The 19,254-nt window shown below is 72.7% G+C and carries 19 protein-coding genes and 1 pseudogene; 8 read left to right on the plus strand and 12 right to left on the minus strand.

The genetic code is table 11. From position 1 onward, the window contains the following. Together IEJ02_RS27850 and IEJ02_RS27855 are read left to right on the plus strand one after the other, a co-directional pair. Positions 1-1,094, plus strand: a pseudogene (locus IEJ02_RS27850) (DEAD/DEAH box helicase); the annotation flags it as partial. A 125-nt stretch (positions 1,095-1,219) separates the two neighbouring features. Next, on the plus strand, positions 1,220-2,086 hold the full coding sequence (locus tag IEJ02_RS27855; RefSeq protein ID WP_191067358.1) for an alpha/beta fold hydrolase: 867 nt from the start codon (positions 1,220-1,222) through the stop codon (positions 2,084-2,086). 76 nt (positions 2,087-2,162) lie between these two features. On the opposite strand, the gene IEJ02_RS27860 is transcribed toward IEJ02_RS27855, so the two are convergent. Beyond that, positions 2,163-3,092 carry an NYN domain-containing protein gene (locus tag IEJ02_RS27860; protein WP_137979428.1) on the minus strand — a complete coding sequence of 310 codons (930 nt, stop codon included), beginning with the start codon at positions 3,090-3,092 and terminating at the stop codon, positions 2,163-2,165. Positions 3,093-3,306: 214 nt separating this feature from the next. Between IEJ02_RS27860 and IEJ02_RS27865 the strand changes: the two genes are divergently transcribed. After that, positions 3,307-3,459 carry a DUF8834 family protein gene (locus tag IEJ02_RS27865; RefSeq protein ID WP_165556269.1) on the plus strand — a complete coding sequence of 51 codons (153 nt, stop codon included), beginning with the start codon at positions 3,307-3,309 and terminating at the stop codon, positions 3,457-3,459. 73 nt (positions 3,460-3,532) lie between these two features. Here the strand turns inward: IEJ02_RS27865 and IEJ02_RS27870 are convergent, their stop codons facing one another. The 4 genes from IEJ02_RS27870 to IEJ02_RS27885 form a co-directional block, all read right to left on the minus strand. Continuing rightward, positions 3,533-4,138 (minus strand): MarC family protein, encoded by a 606-nt coding sequence (locus IEJ02_RS27870; protein WP_137979427.1) that lies wholly within the window; start codon positions 4,136-4,138, stop codon positions 3,533-3,535. Between the two features lie 114 nt (positions 4,139-4,252). Continuing rightward, positions 4,253-5,107 carry a PHP domain-containing protein gene (locus IEJ02_RS27875; protein WP_191067359.1) on the minus strand — a complete coding sequence of 285 codons (855 nt, stop codon included), beginning with the start codon at positions 5,105-5,107 and terminating at the stop codon, positions 4,253-4,255. Positions 5,108-5,295: 188 nt separating this feature from the next. After that, a complete protein-coding gene (locus tag IEJ02_RS27880) occupies positions 5,296-5,937 on the minus strand; it encodes a DUF6758 family protein (RefSeq protein ID WP_121824791.1) in 642 nt (213 codons plus the stop codon). A gap of 168 nt (positions 5,938-6,105) precedes the next feature. After that, the gene (locus tag IEJ02_RS27885) at positions 6,106-6,711 is read right to left on the minus strand and encodes a suppressor of fused domain protein (protein WP_191067360.1); all 606 of its coding nucleotides are present in this window, start codon (positions 6,709-6,711) and stop codon (positions 6,106-6,108) included. 447 nt (positions 6,712-7,158) lie between these two features. Between IEJ02_RS27885 and corA the strand changes: the two genes are divergently transcribed. Next, positions 7,159-8,259 (plus strand): magnesium/cobalt transporter CorA, encoded by a 1,101-nt coding sequence (gene corA, locus IEJ02_RS27890; protein WP_037952243.1) that lies wholly within the window; start codon positions 7,159-7,161, stop codon positions 8,257-8,259. A 50-nt stretch (positions 8,260-8,309) separates the two neighbouring features. Here the strand turns inward: corA and IEJ02_RS27895 are convergent, their stop codons facing one another. Then, positions 8,310-9,278: a DMT family transporter gene (locus IEJ02_RS27895; protein WP_317985936.1), complete on the minus strand. Its 969-nt coding sequence runs from the start codon at positions 9,276-9,278 to the stop codon at positions 8,310-8,312. Positions 9,279-9,363: 85 nt separating this feature from the next. Here IEJ02_RS27895 and IEJ02_RS27900 point away from each other — a divergent pair, with 85 nt between their 5' ends. Further along, positions 9,364-9,909: a hypothetical protein gene (locus tag IEJ02_RS27900; RefSeq protein WP_191067362.1), complete on the plus strand. Its 546-nt coding sequence runs from the start codon at positions 9,364-9,366 to the stop codon at positions 9,907-9,909. A 214-nt stretch (positions 9,910-10,123) separates the two neighbouring features. On the opposite strand, the gene IEJ02_RS27905 is transcribed toward IEJ02_RS27900, so the two are convergent. Continuing rightward, a complete protein-coding gene (locus IEJ02_RS27905; protein ID WP_191067363.1) occupies positions 10,124-10,897 on the minus strand; it encodes a hypothetical protein in 774 nt (257 codons plus the stop codon). Positions 10,898-11,096: 199 nt separating this feature from the next. Here IEJ02_RS27905 and IEJ02_RS27910 point away from each other — a divergent pair, with 199 nt between their 5' ends. Genes IEJ02_RS27910 through IEJ02_RS27920 form a run of 3 tightly spaced genes read left to right on the plus strand, consistent with a single transcriptional unit; the run spans position 11,097 to position 14,096 of the window. Beyond that, positions 11,097-12,380: a magnesium transporter MgtE N-terminal domain-containing protein gene (locus tag IEJ02_RS27910; RefSeq protein WP_191067364.1), complete on the plus strand. Its 1,284-nt coding sequence runs from the start codon at positions 11,097-11,099 to the stop codon at positions 12,378-12,380. Then, on the plus strand, positions 12,370-12,900 hold the full coding sequence (locus IEJ02_RS27915) for a DUF1003 domain-containing protein (protein WP_191067365.1): 531 nt from the start codon (positions 12,370-12,372) through the stop codon (positions 12,898-12,900). Before IEJ02_RS27910 ends, IEJ02_RS27915 begins: the two co-directional genes overlap by 11 nt. A 41-nt stretch (positions 12,901-12,941) precedes the next feature. Further along, positions 12,942-14,096, plus strand: coding sequence for an Mrp/NBP35 family ATP-binding protein (locus IEJ02_RS27920; protein ID WP_137979419.1), 1,155 nt, complete (start codon positions 12,942-12,944; stop codon positions 14,094-14,096). A gap of 119 nt (positions 14,097-14,215) precedes the next feature. Here the strand turns inward: IEJ02_RS27920 and IEJ02_RS27925 are convergent, their stop codons facing one another. From IEJ02_RS27925 to sigE, 5 genes are all read right to left on the minus strand, one after another. Beyond that, entirely contained in the window at positions 14,216-14,875 is a 660-nt protein-coding gene (locus tag IEJ02_RS27925; protein ID WP_137979418.1) for a hypothetical protein, read from the minus strand. 119 nt (positions 14,876-14,994) lie between these two features. Then, entirely contained in the window at positions 14,995-15,465 is a 471-nt protein-coding gene (locus tag IEJ02_RS27930; protein ID WP_191067366.1) for a sec-independent translocase, read from the minus strand. A 99-nt stretch (positions 15,466-15,564) separates the two neighbouring features. Beyond that, complete coding sequence (locus IEJ02_RS27935) at positions 15,565-17,301, minus strand: S1C family serine protease (RefSeq protein WP_191067367.1); 1,737 nt, start codon at positions 17,299-17,301, stop codon at positions 15,565-15,567. 203 nt (positions 17,302-17,504) lie between these two features. Further along, positions 17,505-18,428 (minus strand): anti-sigma factor family protein, encoded by a 924-nt coding sequence (locus tag IEJ02_RS27940; RefSeq protein WP_191067368.1) that lies wholly within the window; start codon positions 18,426-18,428, stop codon positions 17,505-17,507. Next, positions 18,425-19,240, minus strand: a complete 816-nt coding sequence (gene sigE, locus IEJ02_RS27945) for an RNA polymerase sigma factor SigE (RefSeq protein ID WP_137979416.1) — start codon at positions 19,238-19,240, stop codon at positions 18,425-18,427. Before sigE ends, IEJ02_RS27940 begins: the two co-directional genes overlap by 4 nt. Positions 19,241-19,254: the final 14 nt, after the last annotated feature.

The raw sequence follows: 19,254 nt of genomic DNA on the forward strand, positions 1-19,254 counted from the left end.
TCGACACGGCGGAGGCGGCCCAGCCGGAGGCGGAGGCCGCCGCCAAGCCGCGCCGCCGCCGCACGCGGGGCGCGGCGAGGGCCACCGACGCGGCCGAGGCGGCCGAGGGCGGCATGGCCGAGTCCACGGACACCGCCCACGCCGCCGAGGCGGCGGAAGCCGCGGTGACGGCCGTGACGACGGCGGAGGCTCCGGATGCCGTGGAGGCCCCCGCCAAGCCGCGCCGCCGGACTCGCGCCGCCAAGGCCGTGGAGGCCGTCGAGACGGCCGAGGGCACGACCGAGGCCGCCGAAGCCGCGGAGACCGCCGAAGCGTCGAAGCCCCGGCGCCGTACGCGCGCCAAGGCCGCCGAGCCCGCCCAGAGCGCCGTGGCAGCGGCCGAGGGCACGACGGACGCGGTGAACGCCGCGGAGACCGCCGACGCGCGGCCGGAGGCCGAGGAGGCCGCGGCCAAGCCGCGCCGCCGCACTCGCGCCGCCAAGGCCGACGCCGCCGACGCACCGTCGGGGACGAAGGCCGCGGAGGCCGCCGAGTCCGCTTTGGAGACCGTCGAAGGCACCCCCGAGACGGCCAAGCCCCGGCGTCGCACCCGTAAGGCCACCGAGGCAGCCCAGGCCGCCGTGGAAACGGCCGAAGGGGCGACGGCCGCGGTGAACGCCGCAGAGGCCGCCGAGGCCCCCGCCAAGCCCCGCCGCCGCACCCGTAAGGCCACCGAGACGGCCGAAACCGCCGTCCAAACGGCCGAGGGGACGACGGAGGAGGCCAAGCCCCGGCGTCGCACCCGTGCCGCCGCCAAGGCGGACACCGCCGACGCGCGGCCGGAGGCAGAGGCCGCCGAGGCTCCCGCCAAGCCGCGGCGCACCCGCGCCAAGGCGACAAAGGCCGCGGAGGCCGCTGTCGCGACCGCCGAAGGCACCACCGGTGCCACCGAGGCCGCCGACGGCGACGAAGCCGCCAAGCCCCGGCGCCGTACGCGTGCCAAGGCCGCCACGGCGGCACCGGCGGCGGACGAGGCCGAGGCCGCGCCCGCCAAGCCCCGGCACCGTACGCGTGCCAAGGCGGCCGAGGCCGTCGAGGCTACGGTCGAGGGCTGACGCGGCAGCACTAAGGCATTACGCCACGGCAGATGGCACCCGCCCAGGGGCCCGTTCCGCGACACCGCGGTACGGGCCCCTGGGCGTTCATGTGCCGTTTCCCGCGGGCTGTATAGCCTCGTCCCATGAGCAGGCCGCCCTTTCTCACACTGCCCGCGAGCGCCCGTGCGTACCGCCTCCGGACCGCGCGCGGCGAGTTCGCCGTCCATGACGCGCGGCCCGCTTCGGCGGCGCGCGGGACCGTCCTGCTGGTCCCGGGGTTCACCGGGAGCAAGGAGGACTTCATCGCGCTGCTGGAGCCGCTCGCCGCGGCCGGTTTCCGGGCCGTCGCCGTCGACGGCCGGGGGCAGCACGAAAGCGCCGGCCCCCGTAAGGAGGCCGCGTACGCCCAGGACGAGCTGGCGCGGGACCTGCTCGCGCAGGTCACCGCCCTGAGCGCGGGGACCGAGGACCCCGTCCATGTGCTCGGCCATTCGCTCGGCGGGCTGATCGCGCGGGCCGCCGCCCTGCGCGACCCGGGGGCGTTCGCCTCGATGACGATCATGAGTTCCGGCCCGGCGGCCATCTCCGCCCCGCAGCGCGCCCGGATCAAGCTGCTGATCGACGCGCTGACCGTGATGGACATGGAGTCCGTATGGCAGGCGATGCGCGAGCTGGACCCGCCCGAGGCGGCCGACGCGTCGACACCGCCCGGGGTCGCGGACTTCCTGCACCAGCGCTGGCTCGGGACCGTACCGGAGCAGCTGATCGTCACCGGGCGGCAGCTGTCCGACGAGCCGGACCGGGTGGATGAGCTGGCGGCGCTGCGGCTGCGCGTCCATGTGCTGTCGGGCGAGGCGGACTACGCCTGGCCGGTGCCGCTGATGGACGAGATGGCCAGACGGCTGGCCGCCCGCCGGACCGTGATCGAGGGCGCCGGACACTCCCCCAACGCCGAGCGGGCCCATCCCACCGCCGACGCCCTGATCTCCTTCTGGAGCGACCTCGGCTGAGCACTGAGACGTCGGCTGAGCCCGAAGCCCCGCCCCGATACCCCACCCGAAAACCCCGCCCAAAAGCCCCGCGGGCTCAGTACTGCGCCTGCAGATGCTCCCAGAAGCCGTCCCGCAGGGCCCGCCGCAGATCGGCGTGGGCGCGCAGCGAGAGCCGCAGCAGCCCCTCCGCGTCGATCAGCAGCTCCTGGTCCACGGAGCCGGGCAGATACGGATGGCCGGGCAGCAGCTCGGCAAGGGTTTCACGGCCGCGTGAGGACAGCCACTGGGCGGCGATCTGCGCCCCGACGAAGCGCACCTCGTCCCGGGTCGGGGCGGGCCCGCACAGGGGCGCGTCGCCGTTCGGCTCGTAGCCGGTGGCCCGCCGGGTGACATACGGCTTGCAGAAGTCGAGGTCGAAGGTGCGCTGGCTGTCGACCTCCCACAGCAGCGGCTCGGCCTGGTTGCGCCCGTCGAGTGCCTCGATGCCCCAGAGGTGGACGCGTGCCCCGTAGCCCTGGGCCGCCTCGACGGCGGAGACCAGGTCCTCGTCGCCGCCGATCAGCACGGCGTCGCCGATGGCGCGGTGGCGGGCGAGGGACTCCAGGTCGGAGCGGATGAGCGAGTCGACGCCCTTCTGCTGGTTGTTGGCGTTGAGGTTGCCGAGCCGCACCTTGACGTCGGGCAGCTCGGCGATGCCCTGCTGTTCCGGGGTGTGGATCCGGCGCCGGGCGCCGTCGAACCAGTAGACCCGCAGCAGCCTGCTGTCCGGGAAGATCGTGCGCGCCTTGTCGATGAACGCCTCGATGAGCCCCTCGGCGTCCAGCTCGAACGCCCGGCGGTCCTCCGTGCCGGCGACCAGCCGCCCGGCGGCCGCGTAGACATACCCCGCGTCCACGAAGATCGCGTGGGTCGAGGGCGTGGTCGCGACCTCGGCGAGCACGCGCTGCAGCAGCTCGTTCGTGCGCTCGATGCCCGCGACGATCGAGGCGAGGTCTGGTTGGCCCGGAGGCATGACGTCACTCATACGCGGTTCATTCTCCGGGCGGCTCGGCGAGGGGCACAACCGGACCCCGCCCCGGCTACCAGCGGATACTTAGGCTGCGAAAAAATTTTATTAGCGTAGGGAATGTTTTCGGGGGACCCTCTGGTTGAACCCGTACAGGAGCGCGTGGCAGCGACGCTGCGCGGCTCCGTACACATCAGTTCTCCTTCAGGAGGATCAGACGAAGGGAGAAGCCTTGCGCTTCGAGATCATGCGCCTTGACGACGTCGATGGCAGCGCCATCGAGAGCACCGTCGTGGACGCCGCCTCCGTCAATCGGATCGTGCAGCAGGCCGCCGCAATCGGCCAGCGCATCTACATCCGTCCAGCCGACACCGCAGCCCGGTAGTGCCGTAAGGCTCTCCCAGCAGCACAGAGCGTCGAGCGCCCCCGTACGGACGGTACGGGGGCGCTCGTGCGTGTCAGGCGGTGTGGGCCACCTGGATGACGCCGTTGATGATCTGCTGCACCGCGATGGCCGAGAGCATCATGCCGGACAGCCGGGTGACCAGCACCACTCCCCCTTCCTTGATCACGCGGATGATCAGCAGCGAGTAGCGCATAGTGACCCACAGCACGCCATGCATGGCCGCGATCGCGGTCCACACCGCCACCTGATCGCCGACCCCGCGCGCGTGCTGGACGGCGAGGATCACCGAGACGATCGCGCCCGGCCCGGCCAGCAGCGGCATGCCGAGCGGCACGAGCGCGACATTGACGTCCTTGGTCTGGGTCGGCTCGTCGTTCTTACCGGTGAGCAGATCGAGCGCGATCAGCAGGAGCAGCAGCCCGCCCGCGATCATCAGCGCGGGGACCGAGACATGCAGATAGTCGAGGATCTGCTGACCCCCGATGCCGAAGACGGCGATGACGCCGAAGGCGACGGCCGCCGCCTGGCCCGCCATCCTGCGCTGGACCTTGGCGGGGCGGCCCGAGGTCAGCGCGAGGAAGATGGGCGTGATGCCCGGCGGGTCCATGATCACGAACAGGGTGAGGAAGAGGGAGCCGAAGACGGCGACGTCGAACACGGTGAATGGCCTTGCGGGGACGAGCAGCGGTGCGGTGCTGATGCGGTACGGAAAACGGAGGGCTGATGCGGTACGGGAAACGGAGGGAGGACGGAGTGGGGGAAAGGCCGGGGCTCAGCCGCCCGCGCCCGGCACCGGGAAGGCCCCGGTCGCCCGGCGCACGATCTCCCCGTAGACCTCGGGATCGGTCGTGTACTCGCCGAGCCGACAGGTCTTCCGGCTGCCGTGATAGTCGCTGGAGCCGGTGGTGAGCAGGCCGAGCTCGGCGGCGAGGCCGCGCAGCCGCGCACGGGTGTCCTCGGCGTGGTCCATATGGTCGACCTCGATACCGTCGAGGCCCGCCGCCGCCAGCTCGCCGATCGCGCTCTCCGGGACGCACTGGCCGCGCTTGAGGGCCAGCGGATGCGCGAAGACCGCGACCCCGCCGGCGCCCTTGATCAGCCGGATCGCCTCGAAGGGGTCCAGCTCGTGCTTCTCCACATGCGCCCGGCCGCCGTCGGCCAGCCAGTCCTGCGTGAAGGCGTCCGAGACGCTCTCCACGACGCCCAGCTCGACCAGCGCGGTGGCGATGTGCGGCCGTCCGACGGCCCCGTCCCCGGCGATCTCCGCCACCCGCTCCCAGGTGATCGGGACGTCCAGCTCGCGCAGCTTCGCGACCATCGCCCGGGCCCGGGGCACCCGGTCGTCGCGCACCAGTTCGCGCTCGCGCGCCAGCTCGGGCTCGGCCGGGTCGAAGAGGTAGGCCAGCATGTGCAGGCTGACCCCGTTCAGACGGCAGGACAGCTCGGCGCCGGTGACCAGCGTCAGCCCGGAGGGCAGCGCCTTCGTCGCCTCCTCGTAGCCGCCGACGGTGTCGTGGTCGGTGAGCGCGACGACGTCCAGACCCTGGGTGGCGGCGTTCCGTACCAGCTCGGCGGGGGTGTCCGTACCGTCCGACGCGGTGGAGTGGGTGTGCAGATCGATGCGCACGGCACGGACTCCAAGCTGCGTTCGGGATGGACCGAGGGGACGCCCCAGCATAACCACGCCCGTACCTGCCCGTGTCGGCGGCCCTGACCTGTGCATGACCTACCGGGGCGACGGCGAATGCCTACGGTGAAGCCGGCGGCGAAAGTCAGCGGCGGAAGCCGGGCGGCGGAAGCCGACGGCGATGGGACTCAGGGCGAGAGCAGCCTCGGCGAGAGCGCCCCGCAGGGCACCAGGTCGACCTCGGCCCCCGCGTCCCGCAGATCGGTGAGCACCATCTCGTCGTACATCAGCAGCCCGGTCTGCTCGGGCCAGACGACCGCCCACAGCCACAGTCCGCACGCCTCGCCCGCGAAGACCGCGCGGTCGTCCGGGGTGCCCTCGACATGCCACAGCGGGGTGGGCCGCCCGGCGGCCAGCACCTTGACGTGCGGCGGCTTGTCCACCCGCATCCCGGGCCCCGGATCGGGCCCCGGGAGGCCCGCGAAACGCGCGCCGAGGCCGACGCCCAGCTCCTCGGCGATCAGCAGCAGCTCACCCGGGCCGCCCAGCGGTCCGGGCCCGGAGCAGGCCACGGCGGTGGCGCGGCCGCCGCTGCGGTCGTCCCCGGCGCAGGCCACCCCGGTGAACAGCCAGCCCACGGGCAGCGGCCACGGCATCCATACGGGCACCCGGGCGCGGTTGGTGACGACCACGAGTGCTTCGACGCTCGGCGGGACGACCGGCTGGAGGGGGTGCACCGTGCCGTGCACGCCGCACTGCCAGGAGTCGGCGAAGAGACCGGGCGCTCGCACCCGGCCACCGCACTTCGGGCAACTGGGTTCGCCCCTCATAGGGCCCCACGGTCCTCCCCGGTCGTCGCCGCGTCAAGGACGATCACCCGTCCGGAGGTCACTTCCCGCACCAGTTCCCGTACGGCCCCGCCGCGGCTTCCGTCCAGTCCCGTCACGGCATCCGCACGGCCCCGCTCCCGGGGGCGTCGCGGCCCTTCCGTACGGGTCTCAGTCCGACAACGGCACCCCGGGCCGCACCGGGTCGCGCAGATCCGTGCCGTGCCGCAGCCAGCGGTCCTGGAGGGCGCCGGCGCCGTGCACCCGCTTCCACGCCGCCTCGTTCGTGGTCATCGGCAGCATCGGCAGGAACCGCACCGGCTCCATGGGCTCCAGCAGCTCCAAGTCCTCGACCAGGCCGCCCGGTTCGGCGACCAGGACGGAGGTGAAGGGCGCCCCCGGCCACAGCGGCCCGCCGAGGTCCAGCGACGCGCCGGGGGTCACCACGACCCCCTCGACCTGGGGCGAGGCGGCCAGCACGGCGAGCGGGCGGAGCACCTCGTCGAGGACGGAGAGGTCGGGGCCGGAACCGCCCGCCCTCACGGTCAGCACGAGCTCGGCGCGCGGCCCGCGCAGCGGGTCGGCGACGGCGGCGGTCGGGCTGGTCATCGGATGGTCCGACATACCGAGCGTGGCATAGCGGATCACATCGCTCTCATCGCGGAACCGCAGCACCTCGATGCGGTCCGTACCGACGAAGGTGACGGCGGCGCGGGCGTCCGGCTCGCCCAGCGCGGTGATCAACCGGGCCTCGACCAGCTGCAGAACGTCTGACATGCGGTGAGCATAGATCGCGTATCGAACAGGCAAAGCGGCGACGTAACGGTTCTGCCGACTGATAGCCTTAATCCCTGCCCAGGGAGTTACAGATCGTCCCTCACGGGGGACCGGCCGGAGGAGGTGGGGCTGCGGTGGATCCTAGTCGACCGTGCAGTACCGACAGTTCTCCCGTCGTTTCCCCTTGGTATGCGACTTCATGATCTGAGCCTTCCGTACCCCGCCGCTGGGCGGTGAAACACGCGAAGCCCCCTCGCATCCAGGGCATCTGACGGTAGAGCGCCTTCGTACCGCTTTGTTCAGTTCCGAAGAACTTCCGTCAGCGCCATGGCACGGAGCGCCGCCCGCTTTGCGGACGTACGGGCACCGGATGTCGTACGTCCACCTTCCGGGCGCTGCGCTGCGCCGCGCGCCCGCGCTGACGGCCGGCCTGAGAAGGAGCCCGTCATGTCGATGATCCGTGACCTGCGCGCAGCCGTTCGCCCTGCCCTGCGCCGTTCCCGTACCGCCAGCGACTACGACGCGACGCGTGACCCGTCGGTCACCAGCGCCGTGGTCGACTGCGGGGTCTACCGCGACGGCAAGCGGATCAGCGAACACGTGAGCCCGGCGAAGGCCATGGAGCGGGTCCGCGAGGAGGGCGGGTTCGCCTGGATCGGGCTGCACGAGCCGACCGAGCGCGAGTTCGCGGGGATCGCCCAGGAGTTCGGGCTGCACCCGCTGGCGGTCGAGGACGCGGTGCAGGCGCACCAGCGGCCCAAGCTGGAGCGGTACGACGACACCCTCTTCACCGTCTTCAAGACCATCCACTACGTGGAGCACGCCGAACTCACCTCGACCAGCGAGGTCGTGGAGACCGGCGAGGTGATGTGCTTCACCGGCCGGAACTTCATCGTGACCGTGCGGCACGGCGGCCAGGGCTCGCTGCGCGCCCTGCGCCACCGGCTCCAGCAGGACCCGGAGCTGCTCGCCAAGGGCCCCTCTGCGGTGCTGCACGCCATCGCCGACCAGGTGGTCGACGGCTATCTGGCCGTGGCCGACGCGGTCCAGGACGACATCGACGAGGTCGAGATCGACGTCTTCTCGGCCGCGACCTCCCGGCGGGGCGGCGACGCGGGCCGGATCTACCAGCTCAAGCGCGAGGTCCTGGAGTTCAAGCGGGCCGTCTCGCCGCTGCTGCGGCCGATGCAGCTGCTGAGCGAGCGTCCGATGCGGCTGGTGGACCCGGACATCCAGAAGTACTTCCGGGACGTCGCGGACCATCTGGCGCGGGTCAGCGAGCAGGTGCTGGCCTTCGACGACCTGCTGAACTCGATCCTCCAGGCCAATCTGGCGCAGGCCACGGTCGCGCAGAACGAGGACATGCGGAAGATCACGTCCTGGGCGGCGATCTTCGCCGTGCCGACGATGATCGCGGGGATCTACGGCATGAACTTCGACTACATGCCGGAGCTGCGCTGGAAGTTCGGCTACCCGACCGTGCTCGTGGTCACGGTGGGCATCTGCTTCGCGATCCACCGCGGCTTCAAGCGCAACGGCTGGCTGTAGGGGTGTAGGGCTGTAGAGCCGGATCGCGCGCGGGCCCTCCTCAGCCGGGTTCAGCCGGGTTCGTTCAACGCGCCCTTCCCGTCCGCCATGATGACCAGCGCGAGCCCGCCGAGGATCACCGCGAGCGCCGGGTAGGCGGCCACGGGCGGCATCTGGCCCAGCCACAGGGCCGCGATCAGGGCCGCCCCCGGCGTCTCCAGCAGGATCGCGGTCGAGGTGACGGACGGGCCGAGGCCCTTGACCACCCGGTTGATGAGGGTGTGCCCCAGCAGCTGCGCGGTGACCGTCAGCGCGGCCAGCCGCAGCCAGGTGGTGCCGCTGTAGCCGCCGAGCTCCGCGCCCGCCACCAGGCAGGTCAGCAGCAGGAGCACGCTGGTGGTGGTGTAGCAGACGTAGGCGTACGCGGTGGTGCTCACCGAACGGCGCACCTCCGCCCCGAGCAGCACGTACCCGGCCGCCGCGACCCCGCCCAGCAGCGCGAGCCCGTCGCCCAGCAGGGCGCGCGGGGACGCGGACAGGTCGACCCCGGTGAGGATCACCACACCGAGGATCGCCAGCCCCATGCCCAGCCAGGCGAGCGTGGGCAGGCGGTGGCCGCGCAGCCGCAGCAGCAGCGCCGTCCAGATGGGGGTCGTGGTCACCAGCGCGGTCGAGGAGGCCACGGAGGTCATGTGGAGGCTCGGCAGCCAGGCCCCGAAGTGCACCGCGAGCAGCACCCCCGCCCCGGCCGACAGCAGCGCCGTACGGCGGCCCATCCCGCGCAGCTCGCCGCGGTGGCGCCACAGGGCGAACGGGGTGAGCGCGCCCACCGCCATGGCGTTGCGCCAGAAGGCGATGGCGAGCGCGGGCGCCACCGTCGCGGCGGCCAGCGGCGCGGAGAGCGAGACCCCGGCGATGGCGACCGTAAGGAGCGCGATGTCCACAGGGCCGCCGTGGAAGCGGCCACCGTCACCGGGCGCGGTGGGCGTGGCGGTGGAGGCCGCGGCGCGGGCGGCGCGGGCGGTACGGGCGATGGGCACGGCGCCAGGGTAAGGCGCGTGACGGTGAGACGGAACTGTCATTTCACGGGCTGGGACGGGTGCGTGGCTGGCCTAGGCTGTCGGCATGACGCAGACGCCGATGGACCGTGCCCTTGTCGAGGAGGCGGCCAAGAAGTCCGCCCTCATCTGGGCCCAGGGCACCGAGGGTGCCCCGCGCGCCCTGTGGCACATCTGGCACGAGGGCGCGGTCTGCCTCGTCGGGGACGGGCCCGACGAGCAGCCCCTCAAGGACCTCGGGCTGGCCGATGGCGGCAGCGCCACGGTGACCGTGCGCAGCAAGGACAAGGGCGGGCGCCTGGTGAGCTGGCCCGCGCGGGTGGTCGAGCTGACCCCGGGCGGCGAGGCGTGGACCGCGGCGGTCGACGAGCTCAAGGGCAAGCGGCTGAACGCGGCGGACGCCGACCACATCGCGGAGCGCTGGGCGCGCGAGTGCCGGGTGCTGCGGCTGGAGCCCGCGCCCGGGGCGCTCGCCGAGCACCCCACCGGCTCCCTGGCGGCGGCCCCGCTGCCGTCCCCCGCGACCACCCGCCGCCCGATCCCGGCGGCGCTCCCCAAGCTCCTGGCCCGCCGCAGGAAGCGGGCCCGTGACGACCGTAAGGACGCGTCCTAGCCGGCTGACGACCGTAAGGACGCGTCCTACGGGTGTCCGGCGGGCCACGCGGCGGAGCCGCACATCGACGCTTCCCCCTCCCCGCCCCTTCCCGAAACTGGGCTCCGCCCAGACCCCACGCGGCGGAGCCGCATATCGATGCCGTGAGAAGGGCCGGGGGAGGGAGCAGGCCGCCGCAGGCGTAAGGGCGCGCCCTTACACGGCGCGCCCGCGCCTACGGCGTCTCCGGGATCTGCTGCCCGTAGTCGAGCACATGGCCCTTCTCGGGGGCGGTGATCTTGAAGCCCTCGTTCCAGTCCGCGAGCCGGATCACACCCGCGCCGCCCGCCCGCCGCAACCGCAGCGGATACGGCCGGCCCTCCAGGGAGACGTCGAGCGAGCCACCCTCACCGGCCTTACCGGAGCTGATGGTGATCGTCCGCACGCCGTCCACCTGCCCGTGGTCGCCCGTGGTGATCTCGCCGTGCAGTCCGAGCAACCCGTCGAGCAGCAGCTTCATATCGGTGAAACCGCTGAGCCGCTGGTAGGAGGGGTCGCCGGAGGGGACCTTCACATACTTGTTGTCCAGCTTGCCGGCCGCGTCGCCCGCGCCGCCGCCGTCACCCTCGCCGCCGTCACCCTCGCCGTCGTGCGACTCGTCGTGCGACCAGAAGCCCGCGTCGGCCTTGAGGTAGAGCTCCTTGCCGACCCGCAGCAGCTCGAAGCTGGAGCCCTTGGTGGAGACCTGGCCCGTCCCGCCGTCGGCGTTGAGCCGCATGTTCAGCTTGTAGGTGGCTCCCCTGGTGACGAGGTTGCCGGAGAGCCGCACCGAATTCGCACTGGTGGCCGCCTGACGGGCCTTGCTCTCGATCTTCGTGGCGGGGAGCTTTCCCACGCCGTTCGTCCCCGCGTCGGGGTCCTTCTCCCCACCGCCGCCGCCACACGCGGCGAGCGTGGCGGCCAACCCCGCGCACATCGCCGCAACGACAGCCCTGTTCCGGGTGCGCACGTCCGCTCTGCCTCCTGATGCCGGTGCAGTAGGGCAGCGTACCGGTGCCGCCCCGCGGTGTCCGCCGGGTACCGCGGCGCCCTCGCCCGGCGGCAGGGCAGGTGCGGGCACGTTAGCCTGAACCCGGTGAAGAGCGGATCATTGCCTTGAACGACCACGAAATCTGACAAGGGAGCCCCACCTACGAGGGGAGGCAGGCATGCCGGCAGGCGCCCCCCGGGTCTTCGTCTCGCATCTCGCGGGTGTCGCCGTCTTCGACCCGAACGGCGACCAGGTGGGGCGGGTGCGCGATGTCGTGGCGATGCTGCGGCTGGCCGGCCGCCCGCCACGGGTGCTCGGCCTGGTGGTCGAGGTGATCGGCCGCCGCCGGATCTTCCTGCCCATGACCCGGGTGACCGGTGTGGAGTCCGGCCAGGTCATCACCACCGGCGTGCTCAACATGCGCCGCTTCGAACAGCGCCCCACCGAGACCCTGGTCCTCGGCGAACTGCTCGACCGCACGGTGCGGCTGGTCGAGACCGGTGACCCGGTGACGGTCCTGGACGTCTCGATGAGCCAGCTGCCCGCGCGCCGGGAGTGGGAGGTCGACAAGGTCTTCGTACGCCGCGGCAGGACCCGCGCGCTGCGCCGCCGTGGCGAGACGCTGACCGTGGACTGGTCGGCGGTCACCGGCTTCTCACTGGAGGAGCAGGGGCAGGGCGCGGAGACCCTGCTGGCCACCTTCGAGCAGCTGCGCCCCGCCGACCTGGCCAACGTACTGCACCACCTGTCCGCCAAGCGCCGGGGCGAGGTGGCGGCCGCCCTGGACGACGAGCGACTCGCGGACGTCCTGGAGGAGCTGCCCGACGACGACCAGGTGGAGATCCTCGGCAAGCTCAAGGAGGAGCGCGCGGCGGACGTCCTGGAGGCCATGGACCCCGATGACGCGGCCGATCTGCTCTCCGAGCTTCCCGAGTCCGACAAGGAGCGGCTGCTGGACCTGATGCGCCCCCGGGACGCCGCGGACATGCGCCGGCTGATGTCGTACGAGGAGGGGTCGGCGGGCGGTCTGATGACGACCGAGCCGATCGTGCTGCGCCCGGACGCCACCGTCGCGGACGCGCTCGCCCGGGTGCGCGACCAGGACCTGACCCCCGCGCTCGCCGCCCAGGTCTACGTCTGCCGCCCGCCCGACCAGACGCCCACCGGCCGCTACCTGGGCATCATCCACTTCCAACGGCTGCTGCGCGATCCGCCGTTCACCCTCGTCGGCGCGGCCGTTGACAGCGATCTGCCGACGCTGCCGCCGGACACCCCGCTGCCCGTCGTCGCGGGCCATCTGGCCACGTACAACCTGCTCGCGGCGCCCGTCGTGGACGAGACCGGCTCGCTGCTCGGCGCGGTGACCGTCGACGACGTCCTGGACCATCTGCTGCCGTCCGACTGGCGGGAGCGCGAGCTGCACGCCGGGATGGCCCTGCCGGAGGCCGCCGATGGACGGTGACGGCGGCCGTCTGGACCGGCCCAAGGCGCGGCGCCGCAGCCCGCTGCCGCGCTGGGACCCCGAGGCGTTCGGCAAGGCGTCGGAGCGGATCGCGCGCTTCCTGGGCACCGGGCGGTTCATCGCCTGGATGACGGTCTTCGTGGCCTTATGGCTGCTCTGGAACAGCCTGGCGCCGCCGCGGCTGCGTTTCGACCCGTTCCCGTTCATCTTCCTGACGCTGATGCTCTCGCTCCAGGCGTCGTACTCCGCCCCGCTGATCCTGCTGGCCCAGTACCGGCAGGCCGACCGGGACCGGGTCAACCTCGAACAGGACCGCAAGCAGAACGAACGGTCCATCGCCGACACCGAGTTCCTCACCCGGGAGATCGCGGCGCTGCGCACCGGGCTGGGCGAGGTCGCCACCCGCGACTGGCTCCGCGACCAGCTGGCGGAGCTGCGCCAGGGCCCGGACGGCGGCCGGAGCGCCCCGCGGCCGGGCGGCCACGGCGAACCCCTGCCGAGTGAGGAACGCGACCGCTGACGGCCGTCCGCGCCCCGCCCACGGCGCCGTACCATCTCCGTATGGCTACCGACACCCTCCCAGCGCCGAGCGAAGACGCGGTGCGCGCCGCGCTCGCGACGGTCAACGACCCGGAGATCCACAAGCCGATCACCGAACTCGGCATGGTCAAATCCGTCGAGATCGCGGCGGATGGCTCGGTCGCCGTGGTGGTCTACCTCACGGTCTCCGGCTGTCCGATGCGGGACACGATCACCGGCAACGTGCGGACGGCGGTCGCCGGGGTCGAGGGTGTGACCGGAGTCACGGTCGACCTCGAGGTGATGAGCGACGAGCAGCGGCGTGAGCTGGCCGCCTCGCTGCGCGGCGGCCAGGCCGAGCGCGAGGTGCCCTTCGCCAAGCCCGGCTCGCTGACCCGGGTGTACGCGGTGGCCTCCGGCAAGGGCGGGGTCGGCAAGTCCTCGGTGACGGTCAACCTGGCCGCCGCGATGGCCGCGGACGGGCTCAAGGTCGGCGTGGTGGACGCCGACATCTACGGCCACTCGGTGCCGCGCATGCTGGGCGCCGACGGACGGCCCACCCAGGTCGAGAACATGATCATGCCACCGTCGGCGAACGGCGTGAAGGTGATCTCGATCGGGATGTTCACGCCCGGGAACGCCCCGGTGGTCTGGCGCGGGCCGATGCTGCACCGCGCGCTCCAGCAGTTCCTGGCCGATGTCTACTGGGGCGACCTCGATGTGCTGCTGCTCGACCTGCCCCCGGGCACCGGCGACATCGCGATCTCCGTCGCCCAGCTGGTGCCCAACGCCGAGATCCTGGTGGTGACCACGCCGCAGCAGGCCGCCGCCGAGGTCGCCGAGCGGGCGGGCGCCATCGCCGTCCAGACCCATCAGAAGATCGTCGGCGTGGTGGAGAACATGTCCGGGCTGCCCTGCCCGCACTGCGACGAGATGGTCGACGTCTTCGGCACCGGCGGTGGCCAGGTCGTCGCCGACGGGCTCAGCCGGACCACCGGTACGACGGTGCCGGTCCTCGGCGCCATCCCGATCGACGTACGGCTGCGCGAGGGTGGCGACGAGGGCAAGCCGGTCGTGCTGACCGACCCCGACTCCCCGGCGGGCAGCGCGCTCAAGGCGATCGCGGGCAAGATCGGCGGACGGCAGCGGGGCCTCGCGGGCATGTCGCTGGGCGTCACCCCGCGCAACAAGTTCTGAGCGAGCGCGCTCGGCCACGGCCCATGGCCGACGCGCCCGCGCCCCACGGCTGAGGGGCGGTTTCCCGGAGGAAACCGCCCCTCAGCCGGGTACGCCCTACCCTCAGCCGGGTAACGCCCCTACCCGTCGTAGCGGGCGATGTCCTTCACGACGGCGAAGCCCAGGCCGTAGGCGCTCATCCCGCGCCCGTACGCGCCGATGTGCACGTCCTCGTTCGCCGTACCGGCCAGCACCCAGCCGTACTCCGACTCGCGGTAGTGGAAGTCGGTCGGCACCCCGTCCACCGGGAGCGACAGCTGCGACCAGCTCTCGCCCTCCAGGTCGTCCGCCAGCTCCCAGGCGATCGCGGTCTGCTGGTCCAGCCAGTCCTGGCGCAGCGCCCGCTCCATGCGGGTCGGCCAGGTGCACGACAACAGACCGGAGCCGGCCAGCCAGGCGGCCGAGGAGACCGAGGTGGCCTCCAGCTTGCCGGTGCCGTCGGAGCTGTCCCGCCCCGGGCGGCTGGCGACGGTGACGACCACCGTGAAGCGCTGCTGGTCCATATCGGTCTCGACCTTCAGGGACGGCTCCTCGCCATGACCGGTCGAGCCGTACTCCACGATGCCGTCCGCGGCCGCGCCCACCTGCATCAGCCAGCGGGGGCCGGTGAACGCCTCGTCAAGCCCGTACCAGGGGAAGGCGGCCATCAGATAGCCGTCGACGCTCCGCCGGGCGTCGGCCGGCATCCCCTGCGCGGCCGCTGCCACCCCTCGTTCCCCTAGCCGACCCGTGGTCTCCATGTGCGCGCGGCCTCCTCGTGTGCCCTGCGTCGTGGGCGGCCCGCCCCCCTCGGGCGACCCTCACCCCGGACAAAGGGAGGATAGCCATACGGGTCAACCAGGCCGGGCATACGGGGGGATCAAGTGGCGTCGGAGTCGAAAGGCGGACGCTCGTCGCGCCCCGGCTCCTCGCGCTTGCGCAGCAGGTCAGGCGTGTTGGAGCCGTCCTTGGACAGGGACGGCGGAGTGGTGCCGGAAGCCCCTGAAGAGCCCTGCTGCGGATCACTCTCCCGGCCGTGCACCGCGTCGGCGACCTCCGCCATCTCCTTGCGGAGGTCGAAACCGTTCCGGATCTCCTTCAGGCCCAGCTCATCGGAGTCCAGCACGTGCTTGCGCACGAAGGTCTTCGGGTTGAGGTCCTCGAACTCGAAGTCCTTGAACTCCGGCCCCAGCTCGGAGCGGATGTCCTCCTTGGCGCTGTCGGAGAACTCCCGGATCTTCCGGATGAACTGCGTCACGTCCCGAATCACCTTCGGGAGCTTGTCCGGGCCGAAGACGAGCACCGCAAGGACAACGAGCGCGACAAGCTCGAGAGGTCCTATGTCCAACACCTTGCAGCTCCTCAAGACGTCTGGGCCCCGGCCTGGGCCACTCAATACCGTACCTGGCGGTGGGGGCGGCGCGGGAGACGGCCGGGCCAACAACGGGCGTCAGCCGCTGCTCGCCGAGCCCAGGGTCAGCTCCGCGGCGCGCTCCTTGCCGTCGCGCTCGACGGTGAGCTCGAGCCGGTCCCCGGGGCGGTGGCTGCGGATCTTCACGATCAGCTCCTGGCCGCTGTGCACCTGGACGCCGTCCACCTCCGTGATCACGTCACCGGCCTCGATCCCCGCCTTGTCGCCGGGGCCGCCCGCGGTGACCGGCGGGCCACCGCCGGCGCCCTTGGTGTTCACCCGGGCGCCGTCGCCCGTGTAACCCATGTCGAGGGTGACGCCGATGACCGGATGGGTGGCCTTCCCGGTGTTGATCAGCTCCTCGGCGACCCGCTTGCCCTGGTTGATCGGGATGGCGAAGCCCAGGCCGATGCTGCCGCCCTGGCCGCCGCCGAGGCCCGAGCCGTCGTCGGCGGCCCGGATCGCGCTGTTGATCCCGATGACCCGCGCCTTGCGGTCGACCAGGGGGCCGCCGGAGTTGCCCGGGTTGATCGGGGCGTCGGTCTGCAGCGCGTCGACATAGCTGACGTCGCTGCCGTCCTCCTTCTCGCCGCCCGCGGTGATGGGGCGCTCCTTGGCGCTGATGATCCCGGAGGTGACCGTGCCCGCCAGGTCGAAGGGGGCCCCGATGGCCACGACGGGGTCGCCGACGCGCACGGAGTCGGAGTTGCCCAGCGGCAGCGGGGTGAGCCCGGAGACGCGGTCGACCTTGATCACCGCGAGGTCGTACCCGGCGTCCCGGCCGATCACCTTGGCCTTGGCGTCCTGGCCGCTGTTGAAGGTCACCGATATGTCGCCGTCCGTGCCGGCCGGCTGGACGACGTGGTTGTTGGTGAGGATGTGGCCCTGCTTGTCGAGGACGAATCCGGTGCCGGTGCCCTCCTCCGCGCTGCCGCGCACATGGATGGTCACCACGCCGGGCAGCGAGCTGGCGGCGATCCCGGCGACGCTGCCCGGCGACCTGGCCTCCTTCTCGACCGGGGCCTGCGGCAGCTTCACATCCACGCCCCCGGAGGCGCGGTCCCGCTCCGCGTAGGCGCCGATACCGCCACCGAGGCACCCCGCGACCAGGGCGATCAGCAGCACGGCGATCCACGCGCCGCGGCGCGAGACGGTCTTCCGCTCGCGCTCGGCGGGCGGCGGGACCACGGCCCAGGGGTCGTAGGCACCCCACTGGGCGCTCTGGGCGGGCCGCGCCATGGGGGCGCCCTGGTGGCTCTGGTGCGGCTGGTGGCCCTGGTGGGGCTCTCCGGGGCCCGGAGGCAGCTGTGTGCCGTGCGGCGGGGTCATCCCGGGGTGCCGCGGCAGGGGCGGGGGCGCGCCCTGGCCCGGTACGGGCCCCGCGGCGGGCGGCACGGTGGTGCCGTGGGGCGGGGTCATCCCGGGCGCCTGGGGCGGCGCCTGGGCCATTCCGGGCGGGACGTGCGTGCCCTGCGCGGGGGTCGCCACCGGGTGCTGAACGGGCGGGGCCGGGGCCCAGGGCCCTGGGTCGCCGTAGGGCGGGGTGCTGTACGGGTCGGGCTCATGCAACGGCCGAGGCGCCCGCTCCTCGGGCGCCGGGCCCTCCACGGGGGCGTCCACCGGCTCCGGCGCCACCTGCGCCGCGGCCGCCTCCGCACGCTCCTCGGCGCCCTCCGCCGCGTCGCTCGGCCGGTCGCCGGGTCGCGCGGCGGCCGGACGGCTCCACCACTTCGGCTTCGGCTTGGGCCCAGGGGCCTTGGCCATCGGCTCGTCCATGATCTCCCCAAGTTCCCGCAGACAGGCAGGGACCGCACCCGTCCGGGGGCATACATCGCCGCCTCCGGGTCGCGCTGCCCGGAGGCGATTCAATCAGGTCCGTCGGCGCTCGCGCAGGGCGGACGAAAAGACCTTGTCATGATCGGCAAAGACACGGGCGGCCGGAAACGGGGCGCCGTGATCGCCGTCGTACCGCTTCCGCGCTACTTCGGGGGCGCGCTGACCCCGAGGTACGGCGAGCCGCCCGACGCGGGTCCGGACGGGACCTCCAGCTGGGTCGGCCGGGGGGCCGGGGGTGTGGAGTTCGACGTCCGCAGCAGCTCGGTGACCGACAGAATCGGCTGTATCAGCGGATTCAGCGCCGCCACGGGCTGGCGCAGGGACGGTGGGTACGGGGTGGCCGTCGGGGACGGGGCGCCCGTGCTGGTGTCCGTGGTGGCCAGCAGGCCCACCTCCTGGCGGGTGCGCTCCCGCACGCCCGCGTTCACGGCGGTGTCGGCGCCCACCGGGGAGACCGCGGTGTCGGCGCCGTCGGCCGAATTCCCCGGGGGGTCGACCGCCGCGTCCAGCGGCAGGGCCGCGCCGAGCGCGAAGGCCGCCAGCGAGACCGCTCCGGCCGCCGCGAAGGCGAACCTGCGGCGCGGGGCGGGGCGCTCGACCTCATGGATCCGGAAGCCGCGCTGCCGCGAGGCACGGGCCGACGCCGCCGGTGCGATCGCGGTGCCCGGGGGCACCGCGGGCACGAAGGCGAACGCCCGCTCCCGTCTCTCCTCCGCCTCCCGCACATCGCGCAGCTCGCGCACGTCCCGCGAGCCGCCGCGCAGATCGCGCGGGCCGAAGACGCCCGGGCCCCCGAAGGGGGAGCCACCCACACCGTCCTCGCCGCCCGTGGCCGGCAGGCCCTGGAGACGGGCCAGAAAGCCCTCCGACGGTGCCGGGGGCGCCGTCTGGGCGAACACGTTTTTCAGCCGACGCTGAGCATCGGCTTCCGCCTTGCACTTGCAGCAGGTGGCGAGATGGGCGAGGACGCGCTCCCGCGCGTCATGCCCCAGCTCACCGTCGACCAGAGCCGCAAGGCGGTCGCCGAGATGCTGCTCGGCGGGGGACGGACCGCCTGATCGGGTCACGCGATTCCGACCTCCCCACTCAGCCGGGGGGCCGTGACACGCGGCGCCACCGCGGCGACCTCATGCTGCTGTCCGGTCCGCGCCGCGGGGGCCCGGTGCTGCAGCGCCTTGCGCAGATGCGAGCGGCCGCGGTGGATGCGGCTGCGCACGGTGCCCAGCTTGACGCCCAGGGTGGCCGCGATCTCCTCGTACGACAGCCCCTCGATGTCACAGAGCACCACGGCGGCGCGGAACTCCGGGGCGAGGGTGTCCAGCGCCTGCTGCACATCCGCGTCGAAGTGGGTGTCGTTGAAGTGCTGCTGGGGAGAGGGCTCGCGGCTGGGGAGCCGCTCCGCCGCGTCCTCGCCGAGCGCGTCGAAGCGGATGCGCTGCCGGCGGCGGACCATGTCGAGGAAGAGATTGGTGGTGATGCGGTGCAGCCAGCCCTCGAAGGTGCCCGGGGTGTACGTCGACAGCGAGCGGAAGACGCGGACGAACACTTCCTGGGTGAGATCCTCGGCGTCGTGCTGGTTACCGGTGAGCCGATAGGCGAGGCGGTAGACCCGTGCGCTGTGAGTGCTGACGATCTCCTCCCAGGTGGGAGGCGTCCACGCCGCGTCCGCATCCGTGGCGAAGGTCGCGGTGGTGGCGGACTCGGCGACGGGCGCACCTCCCGTGCCCTGCGGGCTACGGGGGTGAGAACGGTCAGCGGTGTTGGTCACGGATTTCGGCTCGCCCGCTGACCTGCGAAAGCGCTTCAGCACTCTCCGGTCACCGGCCGCAGCCGCACCTCCCCTGTCGGCTCTGGTGGTGTCCAGTAGAGCCCCTACCATATCCACCTCGCCCG

Origin of the sequence: Streptomyces sp. 5-10 (genome assembly GCF_014712245.1) — a bacterium.
GTDB lineage: Bacteria > Actinomycetota > Actinomycetes > Streptomycetales > Streptomycetaceae > Streptomyces > Streptomyces violaceusniger.

Coding starts and splice junctions, on each gene's coding strand:
- IEJ02_RS27855 (WP_191067358.1), top strand. CDS start 1,220: ATGAGCAGGCCGCCCTTTCTCACACTGCCCGCGAGCGCCCGTGCGTAC.
- IEJ02_RS27860 (WP_137979428.1), bottom strand. CDS start 3,092: ATGAGTGACGTCATGCCTCCGGGCCAACCAGACCTCGCCTCGATCGTC.
- IEJ02_RS27880 (WP_121824791.1), bottom strand. CDS start 5,937: ATGAGGGGCGAACCCAGTTGCCCGAAGTGCGGTGGCCGGGTGCGAGCG.
- IEJ02_RS27885 (WP_191067360.1), bottom strand. CDS start 6,711: ATGTCAGACGTTCTGCAGCTGGTCGAGGCCCGGTTGATCACCGCGCTG.
- corA (WP_037952243.1), top strand. CDS start 7,159: ATGTCGATGATCCGTGACCTGCGCGCAGCCGTTCGCCCTGCCCTGCGC.
- IEJ02_RS27900 (WP_191067362.1), top strand. CDS start 9,364: ATGACGCAGACGCCGATGGACCGTGCCCTTGTCGAGGAGGCGGCCAAG.
- IEJ02_RS27910 (WP_191067364.1), top strand. CDS start 11,097: ATGCCGGCAGGCGCCCCCCGGGTCTTCGTCTCGCATCTCGCGGGTGTC.
- IEJ02_RS27915 (WP_191067365.1), top strand. CDS start 12,370: ATGGACGGTGACGGCGGCCGTCTGGACCGGCCCAAGGCGCGGCGCCGC.
- IEJ02_RS27920 (WP_137979419.1), top strand. CDS start 12,942: ATGGCTACCGACACCCTCCCAGCGCCGAGCGAAGACGCGGTGCGCGCC.
- IEJ02_RS27925 (WP_137979418.1), bottom strand. CDS start 14,875: ATGGAGACCACGGGTCGGCTAGGGGAACGAGGGGTGGCAGCGGCCGCG.
- IEJ02_RS27935 (WP_191067367.1), bottom strand. CDS start 17,301: ATGGACGAGCCGATGGCCAAGGCCCCTGGGCCCAAGCCGAAGCCGAAG.
- sigE (WP_137979416.1), bottom strand. CDS start 19,240: ATGGTAGGGGCTCTACTGGACACCACCAGAGCCGACAGGGGAGGTGCG.